Origin of the sequence: Shewanella sp. SM101, assembly GCF_025654465.1 — a bacterium.
In the GTDB taxonomy this organism is placed as follows: domain Bacteria; phylum Pseudomonadota; class Gammaproteobacteria; order Enterobacterales; family Shewanellaceae; genus Shewanella; species Shewanella oncorhynchi.
Map to the genome: position 1 here is coordinate 1 of NZ_JAKKRH010000143.1, position 742 is coordinate 742.

Annotated in this window: 1 protein-coding gene; it reads left to right on the plus strand. The window is 50.5% G+C overall.

Going from position 1 to position 742, the window contains the following annotated elements; all coding sequences use genetic code 11:
• Positions 1–730 (plus strand): IS4 family transposase (locus L5M38_RS24335; protein WP_263180555.1); only part of this gene is annotated, 730 nt, incomplete at its 5' end.
• Positions 731–742 lie beyond the last annotated feature (12 nt).

The window sequence follows — 742 nt, forward strand, 5'->3', positions numbered from 1 at the left end:
AAGCCGCTGTATTGAAGAAGACCAGCACAAACTCTATGCGTTTAGTGAGACGCTGCAAAGTGCCGGTGAGCGGATGGTACAGGTGCAACAAAAAGGCGGTCGCAAAGCCAGAGTTGCGCACTGYGATATCCGCTTTGCSCCCATTACCGTGAAGGTTCCGGCGAATAAAACGGGCCAGTCWGTGCCGCTGTTTTATGTGGGTTGTCAGGAGAAAGACAGCGCAGATGGCCTCTGTTGGCACCTGCTGACGACTGAGGTAGTCACAACAGCAGAGCAAGCGCAACAAATTCTTGATTACTACGAGCGCCGCTGGCTGATTGAAGACTTCCATAAATCCTGGAAAACGGGCGGTACGCAGGTGGAAGACTTACGGCTGCAAAGCAAAGATAATCTGGAGCGGATGATTGTGATTCTGGCATTTATCGCCACACGTATCCAGCAACTRCGTTGTTACGCAGGCCARGCTGAACAAGCGAAAAAACGGCCTTGCGATAGCCTGTTAAGCCCATTGGCCTGGAAGTTGTTATGGCTAAAGACGGAAAAAAGCCAACCGCCCGAACAAGTCCCCAGTGTGCATTGGGCTTATCTAAGATTAGGAAAACTCGCGGGCTGGAATGACAGCAAACGAAGCGGAATTGTAGGCTGGGAAAGGTTATGGCAAGGATGGTTTAAACTGCAAACCATCCTTGAAGGTTACCAGCTAGCCTTGTCTCTTGAGCAAAAGATGTGATCAAGAGACAGG